19 protein-coding genes are annotated in these 21,019 nt (G+C 71.2%); 15 read left to right on the top strand and 4 right to left on the bottom strand.

Features of this window, described 5'->3' with window-relative positions:
- Positions 1 to 22: 22 nt before the first annotated feature.
- Positions 23 to 3,010, bottom strand: coding sequence for a glycoside hydrolase (locus ACSSS0_RS02180; RefSeq protein WP_487229890.1), 2,988 nt, complete (start codon positions 3,008 to 3,010; stop codon positions 23 to 25).
- Positions 3,011 to 3,256: 246 nt separating this feature from the next.
- Here ACSSS0_RS02180 and ACSSS0_RS02175 point away from each other — a divergent pair, with 246 nt between their 5' ends.
- The 12 genes from ACSSS0_RS02175 (at position 3,257) to ACSSS0_RS02120 (ending at position 15,656) form a co-directional block, all read left to right on the top strand.
- The gene (locus ACSSS0_RS02175) at positions 3,257 to 4,273 is read left to right on the top strand and encodes a LacI family DNA-binding transcriptional regulator (protein ID WP_487229889.1); all 1,017 of its coding nucleotides are present in this window, start codon (positions 3,257 to 3,259) and stop codon (positions 4,271 to 4,273) included.
- Positions 4,274 to 4,282: 9 nt separating this feature from the next.
- The gene (locus ACSSS0_RS02170) at positions 4,283 to 4,642 is read left to right on the top strand and encodes a histidine triad nucleotide-binding protein (protein WP_435985540.1); all 360 of its coding nucleotides are present in this window, start codon (positions 4,283 to 4,285) and stop codon (positions 4,640 to 4,642) included.
- Positions 4,639 to 6,171, top strand: coding sequence for a S10 family peptidase (locus ACSSS0_RS02165; protein WP_487229888.1), 1,533 nt, complete (start codon positions 4,639 to 4,641; stop codon positions 6,169 to 6,171). Before ACSSS0_RS02170 ends, ACSSS0_RS02165 begins: the two co-directional genes overlap by 4 nt.
- A gap of 13 nt (positions 6,172 to 6,184) precedes the next feature.
- Positions 6,185 to 7,384, top strand: a complete 1,200-nt coding sequence (locus ACSSS0_RS02160; protein WP_487229887.1) for a PhoH family protein — start codon at positions 6,185 to 6,187, stop codon at positions 7,382 to 7,384.
- The gene (gene ybeY / locus ACSSS0_RS02155) at positions 7,381 to 7,848 is read left to right on the top strand and encodes an rRNA maturation RNase YbeY (protein ID WP_435985543.1); all 468 of its coding nucleotides are present in this window, start codon (positions 7,381 to 7,383) and stop codon (positions 7,846 to 7,848) included. Before ACSSS0_RS02160 ends, ybeY begins: the two co-directional genes overlap by 4 nt.
- 19 nt (positions 7,849 to 7,867) lie before the next feature.
- Complete coding sequence (locus ACSSS0_RS02150) at positions 7,868 to 9,181, top strand: hemolysin family protein (protein WP_487229886.1); 1,314 nt, start codon at positions 7,868 to 7,870, stop codon at positions 9,179 to 9,181.
- A complete protein-coding gene (gene era / locus ACSSS0_RS02145; protein WP_435985545.1) occupies positions 9,162 to 10,136 on the top strand; it encodes a GTPase Era in 975 nt (324 codons plus the stop codon). Before ACSSS0_RS02150 ends, era begins: the two co-directional genes overlap by 20 nt.
- Before the next feature lie 64 nt (positions 10,137 to 10,200).
- Entirely contained in the window at positions 10,201 to 10,566 is a 366-nt protein-coding gene (locus ACSSS0_RS02140) for a VOC family protein (protein WP_487229885.1), read from the top strand.
- A gap of 40 nt (positions 10,567 to 10,606) precedes the next feature.
- Complete coding sequence (locus ACSSS0_RS02135) at positions 10,607 to 10,750, top strand: hypothetical protein (RefSeq protein WP_487229884.1); 144 nt, start codon at positions 10,607 to 10,609, stop codon at positions 10,748 to 10,750.
- Positions 10,747 to 12,126 carry a DUF5956 family protein gene (locus tag ACSSS0_RS02130; protein ID WP_487229883.1) on the top strand — a complete coding sequence of 460 codons (1,380 nt, stop codon included), beginning with the start codon at positions 10,747 to 10,749 and terminating at the stop codon, positions 12,124 to 12,126. Before ACSSS0_RS02135 ends, ACSSS0_RS02130 begins: the two co-directional genes overlap by 4 nt.
- Positions 12,127 to 12,323: 197 nt before the next feature.
- On the top strand, positions 12,324 to 14,081 hold the full coding sequence (gene leuA / locus ACSSS0_RS02125) for a 2-isopropylmalate synthase (protein WP_487229882.1): 1,758 nt from the start codon (positions 12,324 to 12,326) through the stop codon (positions 14,079 to 14,081).
- A 36-nt stretch (positions 14,082 to 14,117) separates the two neighbouring features.
- On the top strand, positions 14,118 to 15,656 hold the full coding sequence (locus tag ACSSS0_RS02120) for a glycosyltransferase family protein (RefSeq protein WP_487229881.1): 1,539 nt from the start codon (positions 14,118 to 14,120) through the stop codon (positions 15,654 to 15,656).
- 127 nt (positions 15,657 to 15,783) lie between these two features.
- Here ACSSS0_RS02120 and ACSSS0_RS02115 read toward each other — a convergent pair whose 3' ends face one another.
- Together ACSSS0_RS02115 and ACSSS0_RS02110 are read right to left on the bottom strand one after the other, a co-directional pair.
- Positions 15,784 to 16,599 (bottom strand): maleylpyruvate isomerase family mycothiol-dependent enzyme, encoded by an 816-nt coding sequence (locus ACSSS0_RS02115; protein WP_487229880.1) that lies wholly within the window; start codon positions 16,597 to 16,599, stop codon positions 15,784 to 15,786.
- A 14-nt stretch (positions 16,600 to 16,613) separates the two neighbouring features.
- On the bottom strand, positions 16,614 to 17,264 hold the full coding sequence (locus tag ACSSS0_RS02110) for an alpha-ketoglutarate-dependent dioxygenase AlkB (protein WP_435985552.1): 651 nt from the start codon (positions 17,262 to 17,264) through the stop codon (positions 16,614 to 16,616).
- Positions 17,265 to 17,333: 69 nt separating this feature from the next.
- On the opposite strand from ACSSS0_RS02110, the gene ACSSS0_RS02105 reads away from it, so the two are divergent.
- The 3 genes from ACSSS0_RS02105 (at position 17,334) to ACSSS0_RS02095 (ending at position 19,944) form a co-directional block, all read left to right on the top strand.
- Complete coding sequence (locus ACSSS0_RS02105; RefSeq protein WP_487229256.1) at positions 17,334 to 18,290, top strand: IS1595 family transposase; 957 nt, start codon at positions 17,334 to 17,336, stop codon at positions 18,288 to 18,290.
- Between the two features lie 108 nt (positions 18,291 to 18,398).
- Positions 18,399 to 19,127 carry a DNA repair protein RecO gene (recO, locus tag ACSSS0_RS02100; RefSeq protein ID WP_435985553.1) on the top strand — a complete coding sequence of 243 codons (729 nt, stop codon included), beginning with the start codon at positions 18,399 to 18,401 and terminating at the stop codon, positions 19,125 to 19,127.
- A gap of 37 nt (positions 19,128 to 19,164) precedes the next feature.
- Entirely contained in the window at positions 19,165 to 19,944 is a 780-nt protein-coding gene (locus ACSSS0_RS02095; protein WP_487229879.1) for an isoprenyl transferase, read from the top strand.
- Between the two features lie 84 nt (positions 19,945 to 20,028).
- Here the strand turns inward: ACSSS0_RS02095 and ACSSS0_RS02090 are convergent, their stop codons facing one another.
- Positions 20,029 to 20,997: a hypothetical protein gene (locus tag ACSSS0_RS02090; RefSeq protein WP_487229878.1), complete on the bottom strand. Its 969-nt coding sequence runs from the start codon at positions 20,995 to 20,997 to the stop codon at positions 20,029 to 20,031.
- Positions 20,998 to 21,019: the final 22 nt, after the last annotated feature.

Raw genomic sequence — 21,019 nt, 5'->3', positions numbered from 1 at the left:
CGACCGGAGGACGGCTCAGGCCTCAGCCCGCGGACCTCGCCAGCACCTCGACCTCGCTGACGGTCATGTAGCTCGACGCCGTCATGACGACCCGCACGGCGGTGGTGCGTGTGGGGGTGACCGGCACCGACACCACGGGCGCGGCCGGTCCGCTCGCGGCGACCGTCACCTCGCCCGACACCGGCGTCCAGGTGCCACCGACGAGTGCCTCGACGTGGAGCGTCCTGGCGTAGCTGACGTTCGCGCCGTCCTGGTAGAAGCGCGTCACCACCCGGGTGACGTCACGGGCACCGGGCAGCGTGACGGTCAGGGTGTCGCCGGGACGCTGGGTGCCCGAGCGCCAGTTCGACCAGGCCTTGTCGGTCAGCACCCCGTTGACGATGCCCTGCACGGAGTAGCCCGGCTCCGTGAAGGTCGCCGATGCCGTCGTGCCCGGCGCGAGGGCCGCGTTGGCCTCGACCGGCTCGGTCACCGTGACGACCACGGTGGCCGGCGCGGTGGACCCGTCGGGCAGGGTGGCCCGGCCGGGCAGCGTGACCGTGCCGACCGAGTCGTAGGCCGCGCCGGTCGTGTCCCACACCACCGGCAGGGTGACCGTCGCGGCGTAGCGGTCCGACGTCGCCGTGACGGTCGGCGGCAGGTCGGGCGTGCCGCCGACGTAGGTGCGGGCCTCGGCCGGGTCGGTCGCGGCGATGGTGTCGACGGTGAGGACGGCCCGTGCCGCGTACTCCCGTCCGGTGGCCGGGTCGGTCGCGGTGCCGAAGACGACGACCTGGCCCGGGCGCGCCCACCGCACGGCGGGCACGGGGCGCCACGTCACGGGCAGGGCGGCGGTCCCGGCGCCGACCCGGTCGGGCTTCACCGTCGTGGGCAGGGTCGGGGCCACCCCGGGCATCGTGAAGACCGGGACGTCGGAGACGCCGCGCACGGTCTCGTCGACGAGCCGCCACCGCTGGTTCGCGGCCGCGTTCGGCTGCCAGGTGCCGACGGGGGAGCCGTCGGCGGTCGCCTGACCGCCCACCTCGATGTTGCCGGGACCCGCAGCGCTCGAGATCGTCCACGTGCCGTCGCCGGTCGTCGAGAGGTACCACTGTGCCGCCACGTCCGGGGTGGTCTGCGCCGTCTCGAGGACGAGGGCGCCCGATCGCAGGGCCACCTGGCGACCGTCGAGCGCTCGCAGCTGGTAGCGCTCGCGGTTCGTGTCACCGCCGGTGAGCTTCGTCGTGGTCCAGAGCTGGTCGGCGCTCGCGGCGTCCGTCGTGCGGATCGCGAGACCGGTCTGCTCGGCGTCGAGGGAGCGCCCGCTCTGGACACCGACGAAGCGGTACGCGTGGTCCTCCTGGAAGGTCGCTGCGTCCTTGGCGACACCACGCACGTCGGAGACGACGAGCGTCGTGACCGACTGCGCGGGCACGCGGACCGTGGCCGAGGTGCCGTCGACGGGCACAGGGGTCTGCGACCGGAGCGCGCCCGCGGCGTCGGTGACGACGGCGGTCACGCTGGCCTTCGGGCCGACCTTGCCGAACTTCGACAGGTCGATCGCGAGGTCCTGGGGCGTCGTCCCGCCGTTGGTGTGCACGAGGGTCGCGGTGCGCGCACCGGGGCGGATCGCGGCGATCGTGCTCGCGTCGTCGACCGTGACGACATGGTCGCCGGGGCGGATGTAGTGGGTGAAGTTGCGGACGGTGTTGAACTTCTGGTTCGTGTAGATGGGGCAGGTGGCCAGCGTGTCCTGCGCCGTGCAGTCGAAGCGCATCTGGATGCTGCCCCAGTTGGCCCCGGCCGCGCTCTCGCCGCCCGGCTTCATGTTGTCGTAGTCCTCGACGGGCTGCCAGAAGACCCAGGCGGACGGCTCGAGCTCGCGCAGGTCGTCGGTCATCCGCTGCGCCATGCCGATGCCGGGCTCCATGGACGTGAAGCTCTGGCCGCTGCCCCAGCTGCCCTCGACCTCGGACATCCACAGGGGCTTGGCGTCGGACTTGCTGAGGTCACGCACGGCGGTGCGCTGCGCGGTGCCGTAGGTGTGGACGTTCATCCGCGACACGGCGGCCTTGACGTCGTCCGGGTAGCTCATCCAGTTGGTGACGAAGGTCCCCGGGTTGGTCTCGTCCATCGCCGCGATGCTCGCGTCGGTGCCCGAGCCGGCGAGCCGCTGCTCGAGCGAGCGGACGACGTCCTGCTGCAGCTGCGGCCCGATGTGGGCGCCCTCCTGGCGGCCGCCGGTGGGCTGCCCGTCGGCACCGAGCTGGGTGCCCCAGTAGCTCGTGTTCGGCTCGTTGAACGGGTCGATCGTGTCGACCTTGATGCCGTGCGCCGCCTCGAGGTGCTCGGTCACCCTGACGAGGTATGCCGTGAAGTCGCCGATGCTCTCGCGCTTCAGCTGGTCCTGGCTCGCGTCGAAGTTCCCCGACACGTAGCCGCTCTCGGTCATGAACCACGGCGGGGAGTTGCTGAAGGTCTCCCACTTCGTGATGCCGCCCTTGATGCGGTCGACCCACCAGCGCTGGCTCCGGTCGGCGTCCCAGTTCCAGTCGGCCTCGTCGTCCGGCGACCACCAGTCGACGTCGGTCCGCGTCGTGCCGGCCGGTGCCTTCCACCAGCCCTGCACGGCGCCTCCGGGGCGCAGGTAGTCCTCGACGTCCGGCGCGTTGCCGCCACCGATGTTGTAGCGGGCGATGTTGAGCGCGAGCCCGTCCTTGCCGAAGACGAGGTCGGCGAGCCTGTCACGGACGGCGTCGGGGTAGTCGCCGGTCGCGTTGGCGAACCAGACGAGGCTCGTGCCCCAGCCCTCGAACGCGGGCTGCTGGTAGGACGGGTCGGGCGTGAGGCGCACGACGGGGACGCCGTCGACGGCACTGGTCCGGGTGGAGGAGGAGGCGGTGGCCGAGGTCGGGGGAGCAGCTGCCGGGGCGGGCGCCGCCACGGCGACGGAGCCGGCCAGGAGCGAGCCGACGGCGACCGTGGCGGTTGCCAGGGCGCCCGAGGCGACGCGGGTGGGACGGGGTCTCATGGGTGGTGCCTTCCTGGAGCGACGGCGGTGGCGGTCCGGGGCGAATGCGCAGCCACCGCCCGGAATGAGCGTATGTTTGCGTAAACATCGACCGTCGCCACCGTCCCAGCCGAGCCAGACGGGTGTCAAGGGGCCGTCTCGCGGAGGCTGGCAGGATGGCGCCGGGGCGGACGGCATACGCCCGCCGGACGTGTGGGCCGAGTGACACGAGCAGGAGGAACGGTGGGGGAGCGACGAGCGGTGTCGATGGCCGACGTGGCGCGCCTGGCCAACGTGTCGTCGCAGACGGTGTCACGGGTGGCGAACGGCGAGACGAGCGTCGTCGAGAGCACGCGCCAGACGGTGCTCCGCGCCATGGAGGAGCTGGGCTACCGTCCCAACAGCGCGGCGCGAGCGCTCAAGCGTGGGGCGTTCCGTGCCATCGGGGTCATGACGTTCACCCTGTCGACGACCGGCAACGTGCGCACCCTCGAGGGCATCGTCGCGGCGGCCGCCGTGCACGACTACGCGGTGACGCTCATCCCGGTCAACGCCCCCTCCCAGGACGCCGTCCGCGGGGCCTTCACCCGCGCCGGTGAGCTCGCCGTCGACGCCGTGGTCGCCATCATGGAGACCCACCTCGCGAGCGACGCCCCCGCGCCCTACCCGCCCGGGTTCAAGGTCGTCGTCGCCGACTCCGACGACGCCGGCGACCGCCACCCGGTCGTCGACACCGACCAGGCGGCGGGCGCCGCCTCGGCGACCGACCACCTGCTCGACCTCGGGCACCGCACCGTGTGGCACGTGGCCGGCCCCGAGAGCTCGTACGCCGCGCAGCGTCGTCGGGACGCCTGGCGGGCGCGGCTCGTGGCCCGGGGCCTCGAGGTGCCTCCGGTGCAGCACGGTGACTGGACCCCCGAGTCCGGCTATGAGATCGGTCTTCGGCTGGCCGACGAGCCCTCCTGCACAGCGGTTTTCGCCGCCAACGACCAGATGGCACTCGGTCTCCTCCGGGCTTTCCACGACCGGGGCCTGCGGGTCCCTGAGCAGGTGAGCGTCGTCGGCTTCGACGACGTGCCCGAGGCGGCGTCCTACATCCCCCCGCTGACCACGGTGCGCCAGGACTTCGAGCAGATCGGCCGGCTCTGCGTCGAGCAGGTGCTCGGCCAGGTGCGGGGCACAGGGCCGACCACCGGCACGACCCTCGTGCCCACGCAGCTCGTCGTGCGGTCGAGCAGCGCCGCGCCGAGCCGCACGGGTGCGCGCCGACCACGTCGTGCCTAGGGTGCAGTCATGACCTCGCAGACCCCCAGTGACTGCCTCTTCTGCAAGATCGTCGCGGGCGACATCCCGTCCGACCGGGTCGCCGAGAGCGAGCGGTCGATCGCCTTCCGCGACATCAGCCCGGCGGCGCCGATCCACGTCCTCGTCGTGCCCAGGCGCCACGAGCCGACCGTCGGCGCGCTGGCGGCGGCGTCCGGTGACGACCTCACCGACGTCTTCCGGCTCGCGGCCCGTGTGGCGGAGCAGGAGGGTGTGTCCGACGCGCACCGGATGATCGTCAACACCGGCAGCGGTGCGGGGCAGACGGTCTTCCACGCGCACGTGCACGTGCTCGCCGGTGCGGCCTTCACCGAGGGGAGGATGGTGTGAGCGACGAGAGCCCCACCCCCGACGAGAAGACCTCTGCGACAAAGGGACCGGCGGACACGGAGCCGAAGGCCGCTGACGCCGGGGCGAAGCCGGTCGACCCCGTCGACGACCTCGTGACGACCCACCACACGCTCAAGGTGGGCCGGCGACGGCTGCGCTACACCGCGACGACGGGCCGCGTCGTCCTCCGCGAGGAGGAGCACAAGGACGGCACCTTCGGGGGCCACAAGGCTCGCGCGGAGCTGTCGATGACGAGCTACGTGCTCGACGACGCCGACGCCCGCACGCGGCCCGTCACCTTCGCCTTCAACGGTGGTCCCGGCAGCTCGAGCGTCTGGCTGCACCTCGGCCTGCTCGGTCCCCGCCGCGTCGTCAGCGGCGACGTGGGCGCCCTCGAGCCGCCGCCCTACCACCTCGTCGACAACCCCGAGTCGCTCCTCGCCGTCAGCGACCTCGTCTTCATCGACCCCATGTCGACCGGCTACTCGCGGGCCGTCGAGGGCGGCAAGCCGGGGGAGTACCACGGCTACCAGAAGGACATCGAGTCCGTCGGCGAGCTGATCCGGCTCTGGACCTCGCGCAACGGGCGCTGGATGTCGCCGAAGTTCGTCGCAGGCGAGTCCTACGGCACCCTGCGCGGCGCAGCGCTCGCCGAGCACCTCCAGTCCCGCTACGGCATGTACCTCAACGGCCTCGTCCTCATCAGCAGCGTCCTCGACCTCAGCTCGGTCGACTTCGAGAACCAGCGCAACGACCGAGCGCACGCGCTCTACCTGCCGACGTATGCCGCCGTGGCCCACTTCCACGGCAAGCACGGCCGCCGCTCCCTGCGGTCCGTCCTCGACGAGGCCGAGGCGTATGCCGCCCGCGACTACCCGTGGGTGCTCTCCCGAGGCCACCGGCTGACGAAGGCCCAGCGCGCCGAGGCGGTCTCGACCCTGGCCCGGCTCTCGGGGCTGACCGAGGACTACGTCGACCGCGCCGACCTGCGCATCGAGCACTGGCGCTACTTCACCGAGCTGCTGCGCGACGAGCGCCTCTCGGTGGGTCGCCTCGACGCCCGCTTCACCGGGCCGGCCGCCACGGCCATCGCCGAGAACATGGACGCCGACCCGTCGCACGACGCCATCGCCGGCCCCTACGCCGCGGCCTGGAACCACTACGTCCGCGATGAGCTCGGCTACGTCAGCGACCTCCACTACGAGCAGATCTCGCGTCTCGTGCACCCGTGGAGCTTCAAGGACTTCGAGGGGCGGCCCATCGACGTGTCTCCGAAGCTCGAGCGCGCGATGCGCCAGAACCCGCACCTCAAGGTCCACATCGCCTACGGCTACTACGACGGTGCCACCCCGCACTTCGCCGCCGAGGACGTCGTGGCCCACCTGCAGCTGCCGGCCGACCGGCTCGCGAACATCGAGCACGCCTACTACGAGGCCGGCCACATGATGTACGTCCACGAGCCGTCGCGCGTGCAGCAGAGCAAGGACCTCGCGGAATTCGTGGTGAGGAGCTGCGGCCGCGACACGTAGACTCGTCACCACGATGAATGACGCGCAACCTCGACCATCCGACAGCGACGGCCCTGACGCCCCTGACGGCACCCAGCTTCCTGCGGGAGCCGAGAGCGGCGGTGACGCGCCGGTGCTGACCCGGCAGATCCCGCCGCCCATCGAGATGGTGACCCTCCTCGGTCCCCGCGACGAGCTGCTGCGCACGATGGAGCGCCAGTTCCCGCTCGTCGACACCCACGTGCGCGGCAACGAGATGACCTTCGCGGGACCCGCCGGTGAGCTCGAGATCATCGACACCCTCGTCGACGAGCTGCTGACCATCGTCTCGACCGGACAGCCGCTCAACCGCGACGCCGTCGAGCGGTCGATCTCGATGCTGCGCGGGCAGACCGCCGAGCGCCCGGCCGACGTGCTGACGATGAACATCGTCAGCAGCCGCGGTCGCACGATCCGCCCCAAGACGCTGAACCAGAAGCGCTACGTCGACGCCATCGACGAGCACACCGTCGTCTTCGGCATCGGCCCCGCCGGCACCGGCAAGACCTACCTCGCGATGGCCAAGGCCGTCGCGGCGCTACAGGCCAAGCAGGTCAACCGCATCATCCTGACCCGCCCCGCGGTAGAGGCCGGCGAGCGTCTCGGCTTCCTGCCCGGCACGCTCAACGACAAGATCGACCCCTACCTGCGCCCGCTCTACGACGCGCTCCACGACATGGTCTCGCCCGAGACGATCCCACGGCTCATGGCGTCGGGCACGATCGAGGTGGCGCCGCTCGCGTACATGCGCGGACGCACGCTCAACGACGCCTTCATCATCCTCGACGAGGCGCAGAACACCTCGAGCGAGCAGATGAAGATGTTCCTCACCCGTCTCGGCTTCGGCTCGAAGATGGTCGTCACGGGCGACATCACCCAGGTCGACCTGCCCGGCGGCACGCGGTCGGGCCTGCGCGTCGTGCGCGACATCCTCGAGGGCGTCGAGGACGTCCACTTCGCCGAGCTGACCTCGCACGACGTCGTGCGTCACCGCCTCGTCAGCGCCATCGTCGACGCCTACGAGCGCGACGAGGTGCGGGCCGAGCGCCGGGCCCGGGCGAGGAGCGGGGCGGTCGACCACCGCGACCACCGGGGTTCACGTCGTGGCCCCGACCACCGCGACGACCACCGCGACCACGACGACCACCGCGACGATCGCGGCGGTCGCCGTGACGCCACGGAGGCCGGCGCGTGAGCATCGACGTCCTCAACGAGACCGACCACGACGTCGACGAGCTCGAGCTGCTGGCCTGCGCGGCCTACGTCATGGAGCAGATGCGCGTGCACGCGCAGGCCGACCTCTGCATCAAGCTCGTCGACGAGGACGCGATGGAGGTCCTGCACGTGCAGTGGATGGACCTGCCCGGACCCACCGACGTCATGAGCTTCCCGATGGACGAGCTGCGGCCCGGCCGCGAGGGCCAGGAGCCCGAGGAGGGCACCCTCGGCGACATCGTCCTCTGCCCGTCCGTCGCGACGAAGCAGGCGCTCGAGGCCGGTCACGCGCCGATGGAGGAGATGCTGCTGCTCACGACGCACGGCATCCTGCACCTGCTCGGCTACGACCACGCCGAGCCGGACGAGGAACGCGAGATGTTCGAGCTGCAACGTCAGCTGCTGCTCACCTTCCTCGCCACGCGCAACCGCCCGAGCGCCTGACCGCGGACGAGAGACCGAGATGTTCCCGCAGTTCGCCCTCCCGGCCCTCATCAGCATCGTCGTGGCGTTCCTGCTGTCGGCCGCCGAGGCCGCCATCTTCCGCATGTCACGGGTGCGCGCCCAGGAGCTCTTCGACGAGGGACGCTCGGGCGCCAAGTCGCTGATGACCGTGGTCGGCGACTCGCCGGCATACCTCTCGGTCATCGCGTTCCTGCGCGTCGTCGCCGAGGCCACCGCAGCGGTCCTTGTCACCTTGGCCGTCGCCGGGCGGTTCGAGTCGACCTGGAGCCGCGCCCTCATCAGCATCACGATCATGGCCGTCGTGTCGTTCGTCGTCGTCGGCGTCTCGCCGCGCACCCTCGGCCGGCAGAACTACGACACCGTCGCGCTGTGGAGCGCCCCCTTCGCCGTCGGCCTGCGGCGCGTGCTGGGCCCGCTGGCCAAGCTGCTCGTCGTCCTCGGCAACGCGGTCACGCCCGGCAAGGGCTACACCGACGGCCCCTTCCAGACCGAGTCCGAGCTGCGCGACCTCGTCGACATGGCCGGTGACTCCGACGTCATCGAGGCCGACGAGCGCGAGATGATCCACTCGGTCTTCGAGCTCGGCGACACCCTCGCTCGCGCGGTCATGGTGCCGCGCACCGACATGGTGGTGCTCGACGCGGACAAGACGCTGCGCAGCGCGATGTCGCTCTTCCTGCGCTCGGGCTTCTCCCGGATCCCCGTCGTCGGCGAGGACAGCGACGACGTCCGCGGCCTGCTCTACTTCAAGGACGTCGCCCGACGCCTCAACGCCGCCCCCGAGGACGGCCGGCACCCGGCCACCGAGGTCATGCGGCCCATGCACTTCGTGCCCGAGAGCAAGCCGGTCGACGACCTGCTGCGCGAGATGCAGCGCGACCAGAACCACTTCGCCATCGTCGTCGACGAGTACGGCGGCACGGCCGGCCTCATCACGATCGAGGACATCATCGAGGAGATCGTCGGCGAGATCGCCGACGAGCACGACCGAGAGGCGCCCGGCGTCGAGCAGCTCGAGAACGGCACCCTGCGGGTCCCGGCGTCGATGGACATCGACGACCTGGCGGAGCTCTTCGACGTCACCATCGACGAGGAGGACGTCGACACCGTCGGCGGTCTCCTCACGAAGGTGATCGGGCGGGTCCCGATCGTCGGGTCGTCCGGTACGGTCGCCGGGTTGGAGCTGACGGCCGAACGCATGGCCGGACGCCGCCACCGCGTCGCGTCGGTCATCGTGCACCGGGCCTCGGTGCCGGAGGACGACGCCGCGTACACCGAGACGGAGGACGCCCATGGGCACCCAGGACGCTGACCCGACGCACGGCGAGACCTCGGCCTCGGGGACGACCGACCGATCGGCCGACTACCGCGCGGGCTTCGCCTGCCTCGTCGGGCGGCCCAACGCGGGCAAGTCGACGCTGACCAACGCGCTCGTGGGCCAGAAGGTCGCGATCACGAGCTCCAAGCCGCAGACGACCCGCCACACGATCCGGGGTGTGACGACGACCGCGACGGCGCAGCTGATCCTCGTCGACACCCCCGGTCTCCACAAGCCGCGGACCCTCCTCGGCCAGCGCCTCAACGACCTCGTCCGCGAGACGCTCCTCGAGGTCGACGTCATCGGCTTCTGCCTGCCCGCCGACCAGCGCATCGGGCCCGGCGACACCTTCATCGCCCACGAGCTCGCCGAGCTGCGCTCGGTCCGGCGCCGCCCGGTCGTCGCCATCGCGACGAAGGCCGACGCCGTCGACCGCGAGCGGCTCGCCGAGCACCTCATCGCCATCGACCAGCTGGGCGAGTGGGACGCGATCATCCCGTGCTCGGCCGTCTCCGGGAGCCAGGTCGAGGAGGTGCGTGACGTCCTCGCGTCCTTCCTGCCGCGCTCGCCGCAGCTCTACCCCGACGGGATGCTCACCGACGAGCCCGAGATGGTCATGATCGCCGAGCTCGTGCGCGAGGCGGCGCTCGAGGGCGTGCGCGACGAGCTGCCGCACTCGCTGGCCGTGGTCGTCGAGGAGATGGTGCAGCGCGAGGGCCGTCCCGACGACAAGCCGCTGCTCGACGTCCGCGTCAACGTCTTCGTCGAGCGTCCGAGCCAGAAGGCCATCGTCATCGGGCGAGGCGGGTCCCGGCTGCGTGAGGTCGGGACGAACGCCCGCAAGGGCATCGAGGCACTCCTCGGGCAGAAGGTCTACCTCGACCTCCACGTCAAGGTGGCCAAGGACTGGCAGCGCGACCCCAAGCAGCTCCAGCGCCTCGGCTTCTGACCCGCGACGAACACTGCAGCCCAACGGATTTCGCTCTCGTCGCGCGGTGCTCTAGCCTGCCGCGATGAGCAGCCCGATCCAGCGCCGCGTCGGCCAGGTCTTCGTCCCCGTCCGTGACATGGCTGCCGCCATCCGGTGGTATGCCGCCGTGCTCGGTTTCGAGCCGGGCGTGGCCTCCCATGGCGGCACCGTCTACGACATCCCGACCGACGGGGAGACCCGGCTCGCGCTCGACGCGAACCGTCCCGAGTTCGTGGCGTCCGGGCCGCCGCGCTTCTTCCTCTGGACCGACGACATGGCGGCGACGGTCGAGCACCTTCGCCGCCTCGACGTCACGATCACCTCGGACGTCGAGGACATCGGCAGCGTCTTCTTCGTGCAGTTCGAGGACCCCGACGGCAACGCACTCATGGTCTGCCAACGCGCCTGACGTCACCGTGCGGTCCTAGACTTCGGGCAAGGAGGCGGACATGTCGGAGACGGCTGCACACGACCACGAGCTCGAGGTCCTCGAGGAGGACCAGACGGTTCCCCCGCGTCCGGAGGAGCAGATCGCCGACGCCCGCGAGGATGCTTCCGAGGCCGACGCAGCTGACCCCACCTCCGCGCCGTGACCGACGACCCCTGGGGACTCCACGAGCCACCTGCCGTCGCCGAAGCAGACCTCGAGCCGCTTCCGGGGGTCCTGGCCGAGATCGCCCGGGCCCTCGACTCAGGTGACCGGCTGCCCGCTCCTGAACGGGCGCACATGGACCGGCCCGGGGCGCGTGACCTGCCAGAGGTCGACGCTCTCGTCGGGCAGGGGTGGGAGCCTCTCGCCGCCATGCGCCTCGGCTCCGACGTCGGTCTGGTGCCCGCCGTGTGGCCCGCCGAGCACCGGTGCTGGCTTCACGACCGGGTCCCCGCCTTCGGCGTGTGCGCCTACGGACCCGGCGAGACGTACGTCGAGCCGGACCTGCGCAACCCGCAGCGTGAGCACTGGGAGCTCGCGCGCCACGCTCGGTCCGTGGGCCTACCACCCCCGCCGCCGGGTCGACTGTGGCTGCTGCGCTCACCCTGGACCGGGATCAGCGCCAGCAGCCTCCTGCTCGCCATCAGGCAGGTGCGCGACGCCGATGCCTTCGGCTGGGACGCCGTCGGCATGATGCGGGCGGCCGCGCACGTGCTCGACCACGGCGAGGACGCCCTGTGGAACCGGTGGACCGGACGCCAGGCCGATGCCGCCATGGCCTGGCGTCGCGAGGGTGCCATCGGCCGGGACGTCGCCCAGTGGGTTCGTCTCGGGCTGCGACCCGAAGACCTCGCCGTCCTGACCGCCCCCCTCGCCGAGGGCGGTGCCGGTCTGTCGCTCAGTTCGGTGCCCGAATGGTGCGAGACCGTCACTGCCATGACGGGAGAGCCGCGGGACGACGACGTCTCGCGCGTCATCGCCTGGCGGAAGATCGGGCTGTCGGAGGATGCGCCGGTGTGGCGGCTGTCAGGTGTGATGTTCGAGCGTGAGCCGGCCCACGTCCGGGCCTGGCTCGAGGCGGGCCTCGCCGTGGAGGAGATCGTCGCCTGGGATGCCGACGACCTGTCCCTGGCGCTGCGGTGGCGCGAGGCCGGCGTGGAGGTGCGGGACGCCAGAGCGCTGACGCTGGCCGACCCGACCTTGACGCCGGAGGAGGCGCTCACCTTCGACGCCATGGGGATCGAGCGACGCGCCCGGCAGCGCTGGGTCGAGGCCGGCTTCTCGGCCGATGAGGCCAGGACGTGGACCGATCTCGACATCGTGGCGTCCGAGGCCCGCGTCTGGCGTTCCCTCGGCCGTGGAGTCGAGGAGGCCCGAGCACAACGAGCGGCTGGCGGGGCTGCACTGCCGGCCGGGTTCGAGGGCGGGTGGATCGGCTTCGGCTCGGACCGCGACGACGTCAGTTATGGCGTCACCGACCCGCCGGGCACTCGGGGAAGCGTGGCGAGCATCGGTCCGGACGGCATGCCGTACCCCTGACCGGACTCATGTCTCACGATCCGGGCAGCGGTCCCGAGGGGTGGACGCGAACGGAGCGACCGGCATACGGTGAACGGGTGCGAGCGGTGAGCCTCCTTCTTCTCTGCCGCGACGAGGCCTGACCCCGGCCCTCCTCGTCGCGGAGTTTCCCGTGTCCGGCCGGACACCGAGCGAAACGCAGACGAGAGAGTGACGCGATGATCCACCCCCAGCAGACGTCGGGAATGCCGTTCCAGAAGTACGTCCCGTTCCACGAGCAGATCCCGTTCGAGCTCCCGGACCGCACGTGGCCGACGAAGCGCATCGACCGGGCCCCGCGCTGGTGCGCCGTCGACCTGCGCGACGGCAACCAGGCGCTCATCGACCCGATGAACTCCGAGCGCAAGCTGCGGATGTTCCAGCTGCTCGTGAAGATGGGCTACAAGGAGATCGAGGTCGGCTTCCCGTCGGCGAGCCAGACCGACTTCGACTTCTGCCGCGAGCTCATCGAGGGTGGGCACATCCCCGACGACGTGACGATCCAGGTCTTGACGCAGTGCCGCGACCACCTCATCGAGCGCACCTACGACGCGATCCGGGGCAGCAAGCAGGCCATCGTCCACTTCTACAACTCGACCTCGGCCCTGCAGCGCAGGGTCGTCTTCGGCCTCGACCAGGACGGCATCATCGACATCGCCGTCCAGGCCGCGCGTCTCTGCAGGAAGCTCGAGGAGACGATCCCCGACACGACGATCTACTACGAGTACTCGCCCGAGTCCTACACCGGCACCGAGCTCGACTTCGCGATGCGGATCTGCAACGCCGTCGTCGACGTCATCGACCCGACGCCCGACCACAAGATCATCGTCAACCTGCCGGCGACCGTCGAGATGGCCACGCCCAACGTCTACGCCGACTCCATCGAGTGGATGATCCGCCACCTCGAGCGTCGCGAGTCGATCGTCGTGAGCCTGCACCCGCACAACGACCGCGGCACGGGCGTGGCCGCGGCCGAGCTAGGCTACCTCGCCGGCGCCGACCGTATCGAGGGCTGCCTCTTCGGCAACGGTGAGCGCACCGGCAACGTCTGCCTCGTCACCCTCGGCATGAACCTCTTCAGCCAGGGCATCGACCCGCAGATCGACTTCAGCGACATCGACGAGGTGCGCCGCACCGTCGAGTACTGCAACCAGCTGCCCGTGGGCGAGCGCCACCCCTACGGCGGCGACCTCGTCTTCACCGCCTTCTCCGGCTCCCACCAGGACGCCATCAAGAAGGGCTTCGAGGCCATGGCGTCCGAGGCCAAGGAGAAGGGCACGGGCATCGACGACCTCGTCTGGGGCGTCCCCTACCTCCCGATCGACCCGCACGACCTCGGCCGCTCCTACGAGGCCGTCGTCCGCGTCAACAGCCAGTCCGGCAAGGGCGGCGTCGCGTACATCATGAAGACCGAGCACCAGATGGACCTGCCGCGCCGGCTGCAGATCGAGTTCTCCGGTGTCGTCCAGCGCGGCGTCGACCAGGACGGCGGAGAGGTCGCGCCCGCCGACCTGTGGGCGAGGTTCCAGGACGAGTACCTCCCCGACCCGACTCGTGCGTGGGGTCGCTTCGAGCTCGTCAACGTCGTCACGGACTCGACCGTCGACGGGGCGAGCACGATCGAGGCGACCGTCCGCGACGGCGGCGAGTCCCTGACCGTCACCGGCACGGGCAACGGCCCCATCGCCGCCTTCGTCGATGCGCTCTCGACCGTCGAGGGCACCCCGGACGTCCGGGTCCTCGACTACGCCGAGCACGCCTTGTCCGCTGGTGGCGACGCCCGCGCTGCGGCCTACGTCGAGTGCGCCGTCGGCGACCGCGTCCTCTGGGGCGTCGGCGTCGACCCGTCGATCGTCACGGCGTCCATCAAGGCGATCGTCTCGGCAGTCAACCGCGCCCACCGCGACGCCGTCCCGGCCGCCTCGTCGGACGCCTGATCTGACGCCCACTCGCGTGGGGTAGCGTCTGGCGCCATGGAGTCCCCGGTCGGTCGAGCACTGCTTCGACTGGCCGGGGTCTCTCTCGTCGCGGTCGCGGTCGTCGGTCTCGTCGCGCCCCGACCCGTCAACGTCGAGCACCGCTGGCAGGTGGTGGTGCCCGTCACGGTCGGGCTGGTCCTGCTGGCCGCCGTCGTCCGCGTGCCCGGGTGGGCGAAGCGGCGCTGGGTGCCCGTCGTCGTCGCGGTCGGCGGGGGCGTCGTCGCGACGATGGTCGGGCTCATGACCCGCTACCGCTACGGCTGGGACGCCCGCATCGTCATGGACATGGCCCGGGGACTGCAGTCTGGCCGACCGCTGAGCCCAGCGGAGTACGACTACCTCTCCCTCTACCCCAACAACCTGCCGCTGCTCGCCATCGACCGGATGGGCGTCGCTGTCGGACAGGCGTTCTCGCTGGCGCCCGACGCCGTCCTCATCCCGCTCAACGGGATCTGCGTCGGCGTGACGCTGTATGCCGTCCACGACCTCGTCGGGCGCGTGGCAGGTCGCGGGCCCTCCCTCGTGGCCCAGCTCGCGACGCTCGTCCTCGTCGGCACGAGCCCCTGGCTGGCCGTGCCCTACACGGACTTCTACGCGATGCCGTTCGTCGTCGGGGGCGTGGCCCTCGCCGTCCGGGCCATGACCCCACGGGCGCGGACCGGCCGGGTCGTCCTGTGGCTGCTCGCCATCGTGTCGGTGACCGTCGCGTACTCCATCAAGACCACGCCCGTCGTCATCGCCATCGCCGCGGTCCTGACGGCCGTCGTCGCGATCTTCGACCACGACCTCCTCCCCGCCCGACGCGCGGGCGTCATCGCAGCGTGCGCAGCGTCCGCGCTCGCGTTCGTCGGCCTCGGAGTCGGGCTGGCCGCCACCGCGACGGCCGCATCGGGCGTCGACTCCGCGCGCATCGACACCGCGGTCTCGCCCCCGATCCTCTGGTGGGTTGCGCTCGGCGCCGACGAGCAGCGCTCATCGACCGGGGTCGTCAACTACGGCGCCTACTCGAGGGAGATGGTCGACGCCGTGACCGGCCGCAGCCAGGCCGAGATGAAGACGTATGCCGCCGGCGTGCTCGCGGACCGGTGGGCCGAGCGCGGTCTCGGCGGCATGCTGGCCTTCTACGGCAACAAGGCCGCGTGGAACTGGGGAGACGGGATGTTCTGGGCCTGGGGTGAGGGCCCCGACTCGCTCCCCGGCACGCTCGTGCCCGCGACCGGTGTGACCGCGGTCGTCCACGACCTCAACGGGTTCCAGGGCTCGGGATACCAGACGCGCGCCGACCTGACGCAGGCGTTGTGGCTGGCCCTCCTGCTCGTGGCCGGTGTCGGGCTGCTGCGCGCGCCCTACCGACGCGAGACCCTGCTCGTCGCCGCCTCGGTGCTCGGCATCGCCGCCTTCACCCTCGTGCTCCAAGGCCGGTCGCGCTACCTCTTCGCGTTCGTCCCCCTCGTCGTCGTCCTGGCCGGGATGGTCCACGCCTGGTTCCCGGGCCCGGGGCGAGCAGGTCGCATCGGGCGCCGCACGGGCTGAGCCGTCCGGGTCCGTCGTCCGGGTCCGTCGTCCGGGTCAGTCGATCGAGTCAGTCGATCGAGTCAGTCGATCGAGTCAGTCGATCGAGTCAGTCGATCGAGTCAGTCGATCGAGTCAGTCGATCGAGTCAGTCGATCGAGTCGGAAAGCACGGCGTCGACCGCGGCCAGCGCTGCGGCGTCGCCGTCACGCGTGATCTCGCCCTCGGCGGGGCGGTTCCAGAGCCAGCAGTCGATGTCGGCCGCGGACCCACTGATCTCGGCCGCCGCGTCGGCGTCGGGCCCGTCGCTGACGAGGAAGCGCAGCACGTCGATCTCGTCGCCGTTCCACGTGCCGGTGATGCGCACCGGGGTCACGGTCCAGGTGTGCATGGCGTCGACCGTCGCGATCGTCACCGGTGCCGAGACCGGCACGTGGGTCAGGTCCGGCTCGGGCTCGTGACCGCGCATGATCCGCAGGGCCTCGTCGATGCCGTCGGCCGCGAGCCGACAGTCGAGCGGGGTGCGCTCACCGACGGTGAGCTCGGCGTCGATGCGGTGCACCATCGCCTCGTGGGCCTGACGTCGGCGGATGTAGCCGGCCGTCTTGTCGTCGGCCCACATCCACAGCGGCGTCTGCGGCGGCAACTCGCCGAGAACCCGGTGCAGCCTCTCGCTCGAGCGGTCGAAGAAGTCGAGCAGACCGGCGCGGTCGGCCGGTCGCTCCTCCCGGGTCGCGTTCATCGCGTCGAGGTCGGCGGCGTCGGTCAGCCCTCGCTCGGCGATCTCGCCCCAGAACCACTGCACCTCACCCAGGTGCCACAGCAGGTCGTCGGCGTCCCAGTCGGGGCACGACGGCACCCGGGCGTCAGCCGGCGCCGTCGCGAGCACCGTCCGAAAGCGAGCCGAGTCGGCCGCGAGGTGGTCGAGGAGGGGAAGGGGGCCACCTGAGCGGCTGGACGGCATACGTGGGTCTCCTGTCAGCGGACACCGGCTACACGGAACTGCACCGAGATGCGCGGCCCCATCGGCTCCGACGTCTTGGGGACCGCATGGTCCCACGTCCGCTGGCACGAGCCGCCCATCACGACGAGGTCACCATGTCCCAGGGGATAGCGCAAGCTCTTTGTCGTCGCCCCGGGGATCGGCCCGCCGTCGCGCGGGCGGAGCGCGAGCGTGCGCGCCGAACCGAGGGAGAGGATCGCGATCATCGTGTCGCTGTCACGGGAGCGCCCGATGCGGTCGCCGTGCCAGGCGACGCTGTCGCGACCGTCGCGGTAGAGGCAGAGGCCGGCCGTGACGAACGGTTCTCCGAGCTCGGGCGCGTAGTGCCGGCTCAGCGCGTCACGCGCCTCGACGAGCATCGGGTGGGGGAGCCTCTCGTCGCCCGCGTAGAACTTCGTGAGGCGGGGGACGTCGACGACGGAGTCGTACATCTGGCGCCGCTCGGCGTGCCACGGCACGTCGCGCAGCAGCGCCGTGAAGAGCTCGTCGCCGGCCGCGAGCCAGCCGGGGCGGACGTCGACCCACGCGCCGTGGGCCAGGTGGTGGCGGGTCTTCCCGGTGCCCACGTCGCGGAGCGTCATCGCGTCGGCGAGGTCGAGGAGCGAACCCTGGAGTGAGAGGTCCATGCCCCCACGATAGCCCAACCTGTCGAACGGGTGTTCTGCATATCTGCTTGGGTGAAGTAGGATCTGTGGATGACCGCGAATCCGGTTCGGGGTGTGGATTATCCGTCGACGTATCAGCAGCTGCTGGAGTGGTTCCCGGACAACGAGTCGTGCCTGGACTACCTGGCCGGGCTGCGGTGGCCGGACGGGTTCGTGTGCCCCAAGTGTGAGCAGCGCGAGTTCTGGCGCACGGGTGCCGGGTTGTGGATGTGCCGGGCCTGCGGGCGGCGGACGTCGGTGACCGCAGGGACGATCTTCGACCGGACGCGGACGCCGTTGTCGACCTGGTTCGCGGCGATCTGGTTCCTGACCTCGCAGAAGAACGGGATGTCCGCGCTGGGGCTGCAACGGGTCCTCGGGTTCGGCTCGTACGAGACGGCGTGGGCGTGGATGCACAAGCTGCGCCGGGCCATGGTCCGGCCTGAACGCGACAAGCTCTCCGGCATCGTGGAGCTCGACGAGACGATGATCGGTGGCGCCACTCGTAACAGCGGTGGGGGCTACGGCGACAAGGTCGCGGTCATGATTGCCATAGAGCGCAACGAGACTCATCGTCTGGGCCGGGTGCGGCTCGCCGTCGCCGACCACCCCGGAACAGCCCAGCTCGTCGACTTCGCCACCACCGTCATCGAGCCCGGCTCCACGATCCGCACCGACGGCGCCCGCACCCTGCGCCGGCTCGCCGACCTCGGCTACACCCACGAGTTCACCCTCGGCTACTCCGCCCCCGACAAGGCCAGCGTGCTGCCCGGCGTACACCTGGTCGCATCGCTGCTCAAGCGCTGGCTCATCGGCACCCTGCACTTCCGCGTCGAGGAAGCGCACCTGCCCTACTACCTCGACGAGTACACCTTCCGGTTCAACCGCCGCAACGCCAAGTCACGCGGCCTCCTCTTCTATCGCCTGCTCGAGCAAGCCGTCGACACAACCCCGCATCCGCTGAAGGACCTCCTCAAGCCAGAAACCGGCATACCGGACTTCACCTAAGCAGATATGCAGTACGGGTGTTCGAACGACGGCGGCGTTTCGCGACGACCTCGGGCAGACCGGCGCGTGCGGTGCCACCCACGCCCCGGCGGGGGAGAGAATGGACCCATGCCCCTCTACCGTGACGAGGCGATCGTCTTGCGCACCCACAAGCTGGGCGAGGCCGACCGCATCATCACGATGCTGACCCGCACGCGGGGCCGGGTCCGCGCGGTCGCCAAGGGCGTACGGCGCACGAGGTCCCGCTTCGGGTCGCGCCTCGAGCCCGGGATGGTCATCGACGTGCAGTGCTACGAGGGACGCAACCTCGACACGGTGACCCAGGTCGAGACGCTCGCTCCCTACGGCGACGCGATCGCCCGTGACTACACCGCCTACACGTGCGCGACCTCGATGCTCGAGACGGCGCTCCAGCTCACGGAGGAGCACGAGCCCCAGACTCAGCAGTACCTCCTGCTCGCCGGCGCCCTGCGCTCCCTCGCCGAGCACAGTCACGACGCCGGGCTCGTCCTCGACGCCTACCTGCTGCGCTCGCTCGCCGTCGCCGGCTGGGCGCCGAGCTTCGTCGACTGCGCGAAGTGCGGTGCGCCGGGCCCCCACCGCGCGTTCAACGTGCAGGCCGGCGGCGCCGTGTGCTCCGTGTGCCGTCCGCCCGGCTCGAGCGCCCCCGCCCCCGAGACCTTCGAGCTGCTCGCGTCACTGCTCACCGGCGACTGGGACGTCGCCGACGCGAGTGACGACCGCATCCGGCGACAGGGCAACGGCCTCGTCTCCGCCTTCCTCCAGTGGCACATCGAGCGAGGGCTGCGGTCGCTGCGCCTCGTCGACCGAGCCTGAGCCAGCAGCGAACCCGATCCCGACCGACCGGAGACCCATGTACGCCAAGCCCTTCCCGCACCCGTCCGGCGCGACGCCGCCCGCCATCCCGACCGACCTGCTGCCCAAGCACGTCGCGATCGTCATGGACGGCAACGGCCGCTGGGCCAACGCGCGAGGGCTTCCGCGGACCAAGGGCCACGAGGCGGGGGAGGCGTCGCTGCTCGACGTCGTCGCGGGAGCCGTCGACATCGGCGTGACGCACCTGTCGGCCTACGCCTTCTCGACGGAGAACTGGCGCCGGTCGCCCGACGAGGTCCGCTTCCTCATGGGCTTCAACCGCGACGTCATCCGGCGGCGGCGCGACCAGCTCCACGAGTGGGGCGTGCGGATGCGCTGGGTCGGCCGCGCGCCGCGCCTGTGGCGGTCGGTCATCAAGGAGCTCGAGGTCGCCCAGGAGCTGACGCAGCACAACACGGGTCTCACGCTCTACTTCTGCGTCAACTACGGCGGGCGCGCCGAGATCGCCGACGCCGTGCAGCGGATCGCCCATGACGTCAAGGACGGTCGGCTCCGCCCGGGTTCGGTCGACGAGAAGACGGTCAAGCGCTACCTCGACGAACCCACGATGCCCGACGTCGACCTCTTCGTGCGCAGCTCCGGCGAGCAGCGCACGAGCAACTTCCTGCTGTGGCAGTCGGCCTACGCCGAGATGGTCTTCCAGAACCGGCTGTGGCCCGACTACGACCGCCGAGACCTCTGGTCCGCGATCGAGGAGTACGTCGACCGCGACCGCCGCTACGGCGGAGCCGTCGACGCCCCGACGACCACCTCCTGATCCCGCCCGCGGCTTGAGCGACCCGCTCGGGTCGACGCCACCCGGTCGGGTCGACGCCACCGGTGTCCGGGGGCCTCGCAGCCGTCACCGTGGCGTCGCCTCGAACGGCCGGCTGCGGGCGATCGCGGCCCGGATGCGCTCCCAGACCAGCTCTGGCCGGTCCAGGTCGCTCCACGTGACCCGGACCACCGTCCAGCCCTCGTCCTCGAGCGCGTCCTGGCGCCGCTTCTCCTGCCACAGGACGTCGGCCCCGTGCTGCGGGTCGGTGTACTTCACCTTGCCGTCGAACTCGACGAGCACTCGGGTGCCGTCGATGCGGAAGTCGGCGCGGCGCGTGCCGAGTCGGGTCGAGACCTCGAGCTGCGGCGTCACGGGCAGCCCGAGATCGGCCAGGAGGTGGGCGAGGCGCGTCTCGCCGGGGGACTCGTGCCTGCCGTCGCACCGTTCGAGGGCTGCTGCCGCAGCCCGGATGCCGCGGTGCCCCGACAACAGGACGGTGGCCTCGCGCAGCGACCCGGCGGTCACGAGCCCGGCCCGCAGGGCGGCGTCCCCGCAGATGGCGGCATCCATGGCGCCGGCGACGAGGCCCGTCTGGACGACGGCGACGGCCAGGGGCACGAGCGGTCCCAGGGCAGGTGGGCCCGGCTCTGGCGCAGGTGTGATCGGGACGAGCCCGGGCACCGCCGAGTGGCTGACGACGTGCGGCCTGCGCCGCGTCACGCGGTCACCGACCCGGGTCACGTGGACCGCCGACAGGTCGGCGCGCCAGACCGGGAGGCCTGCGATCAACACGCGGGAGTGATGGCTGAGCGCCACCCGTCCGTCGAGATGGCGCACCACGGCCCGGGCGAGAAGCAGGTGCCGGTCGACGGCGTTCTCGGGGCGTCTCGTGGCGTACCAGCCCGTGCACAACCGGTGCAGCCGACCAGCCCGGAGGAGACGCCGGACCTGGTGCGAGTCGATCCCGTGCCGAGCCAGGTCGGCCGCGCTGAGGACGTCGTGGGCGGCATACGGCAGGTCGACGTCGGGCTGCGTGCGGGTGGGGGCGCTCATGGTGACAGCCTGAGCCGCACGC

The sequence above is a fragment of the Terrabacter sp. R4-6 genome (assembly GCF_057529065.1).
Note: the sequence above shows the minus strand (reverse complement) of the source record. Positions and strands in the feature narration are given on the sequence as shown.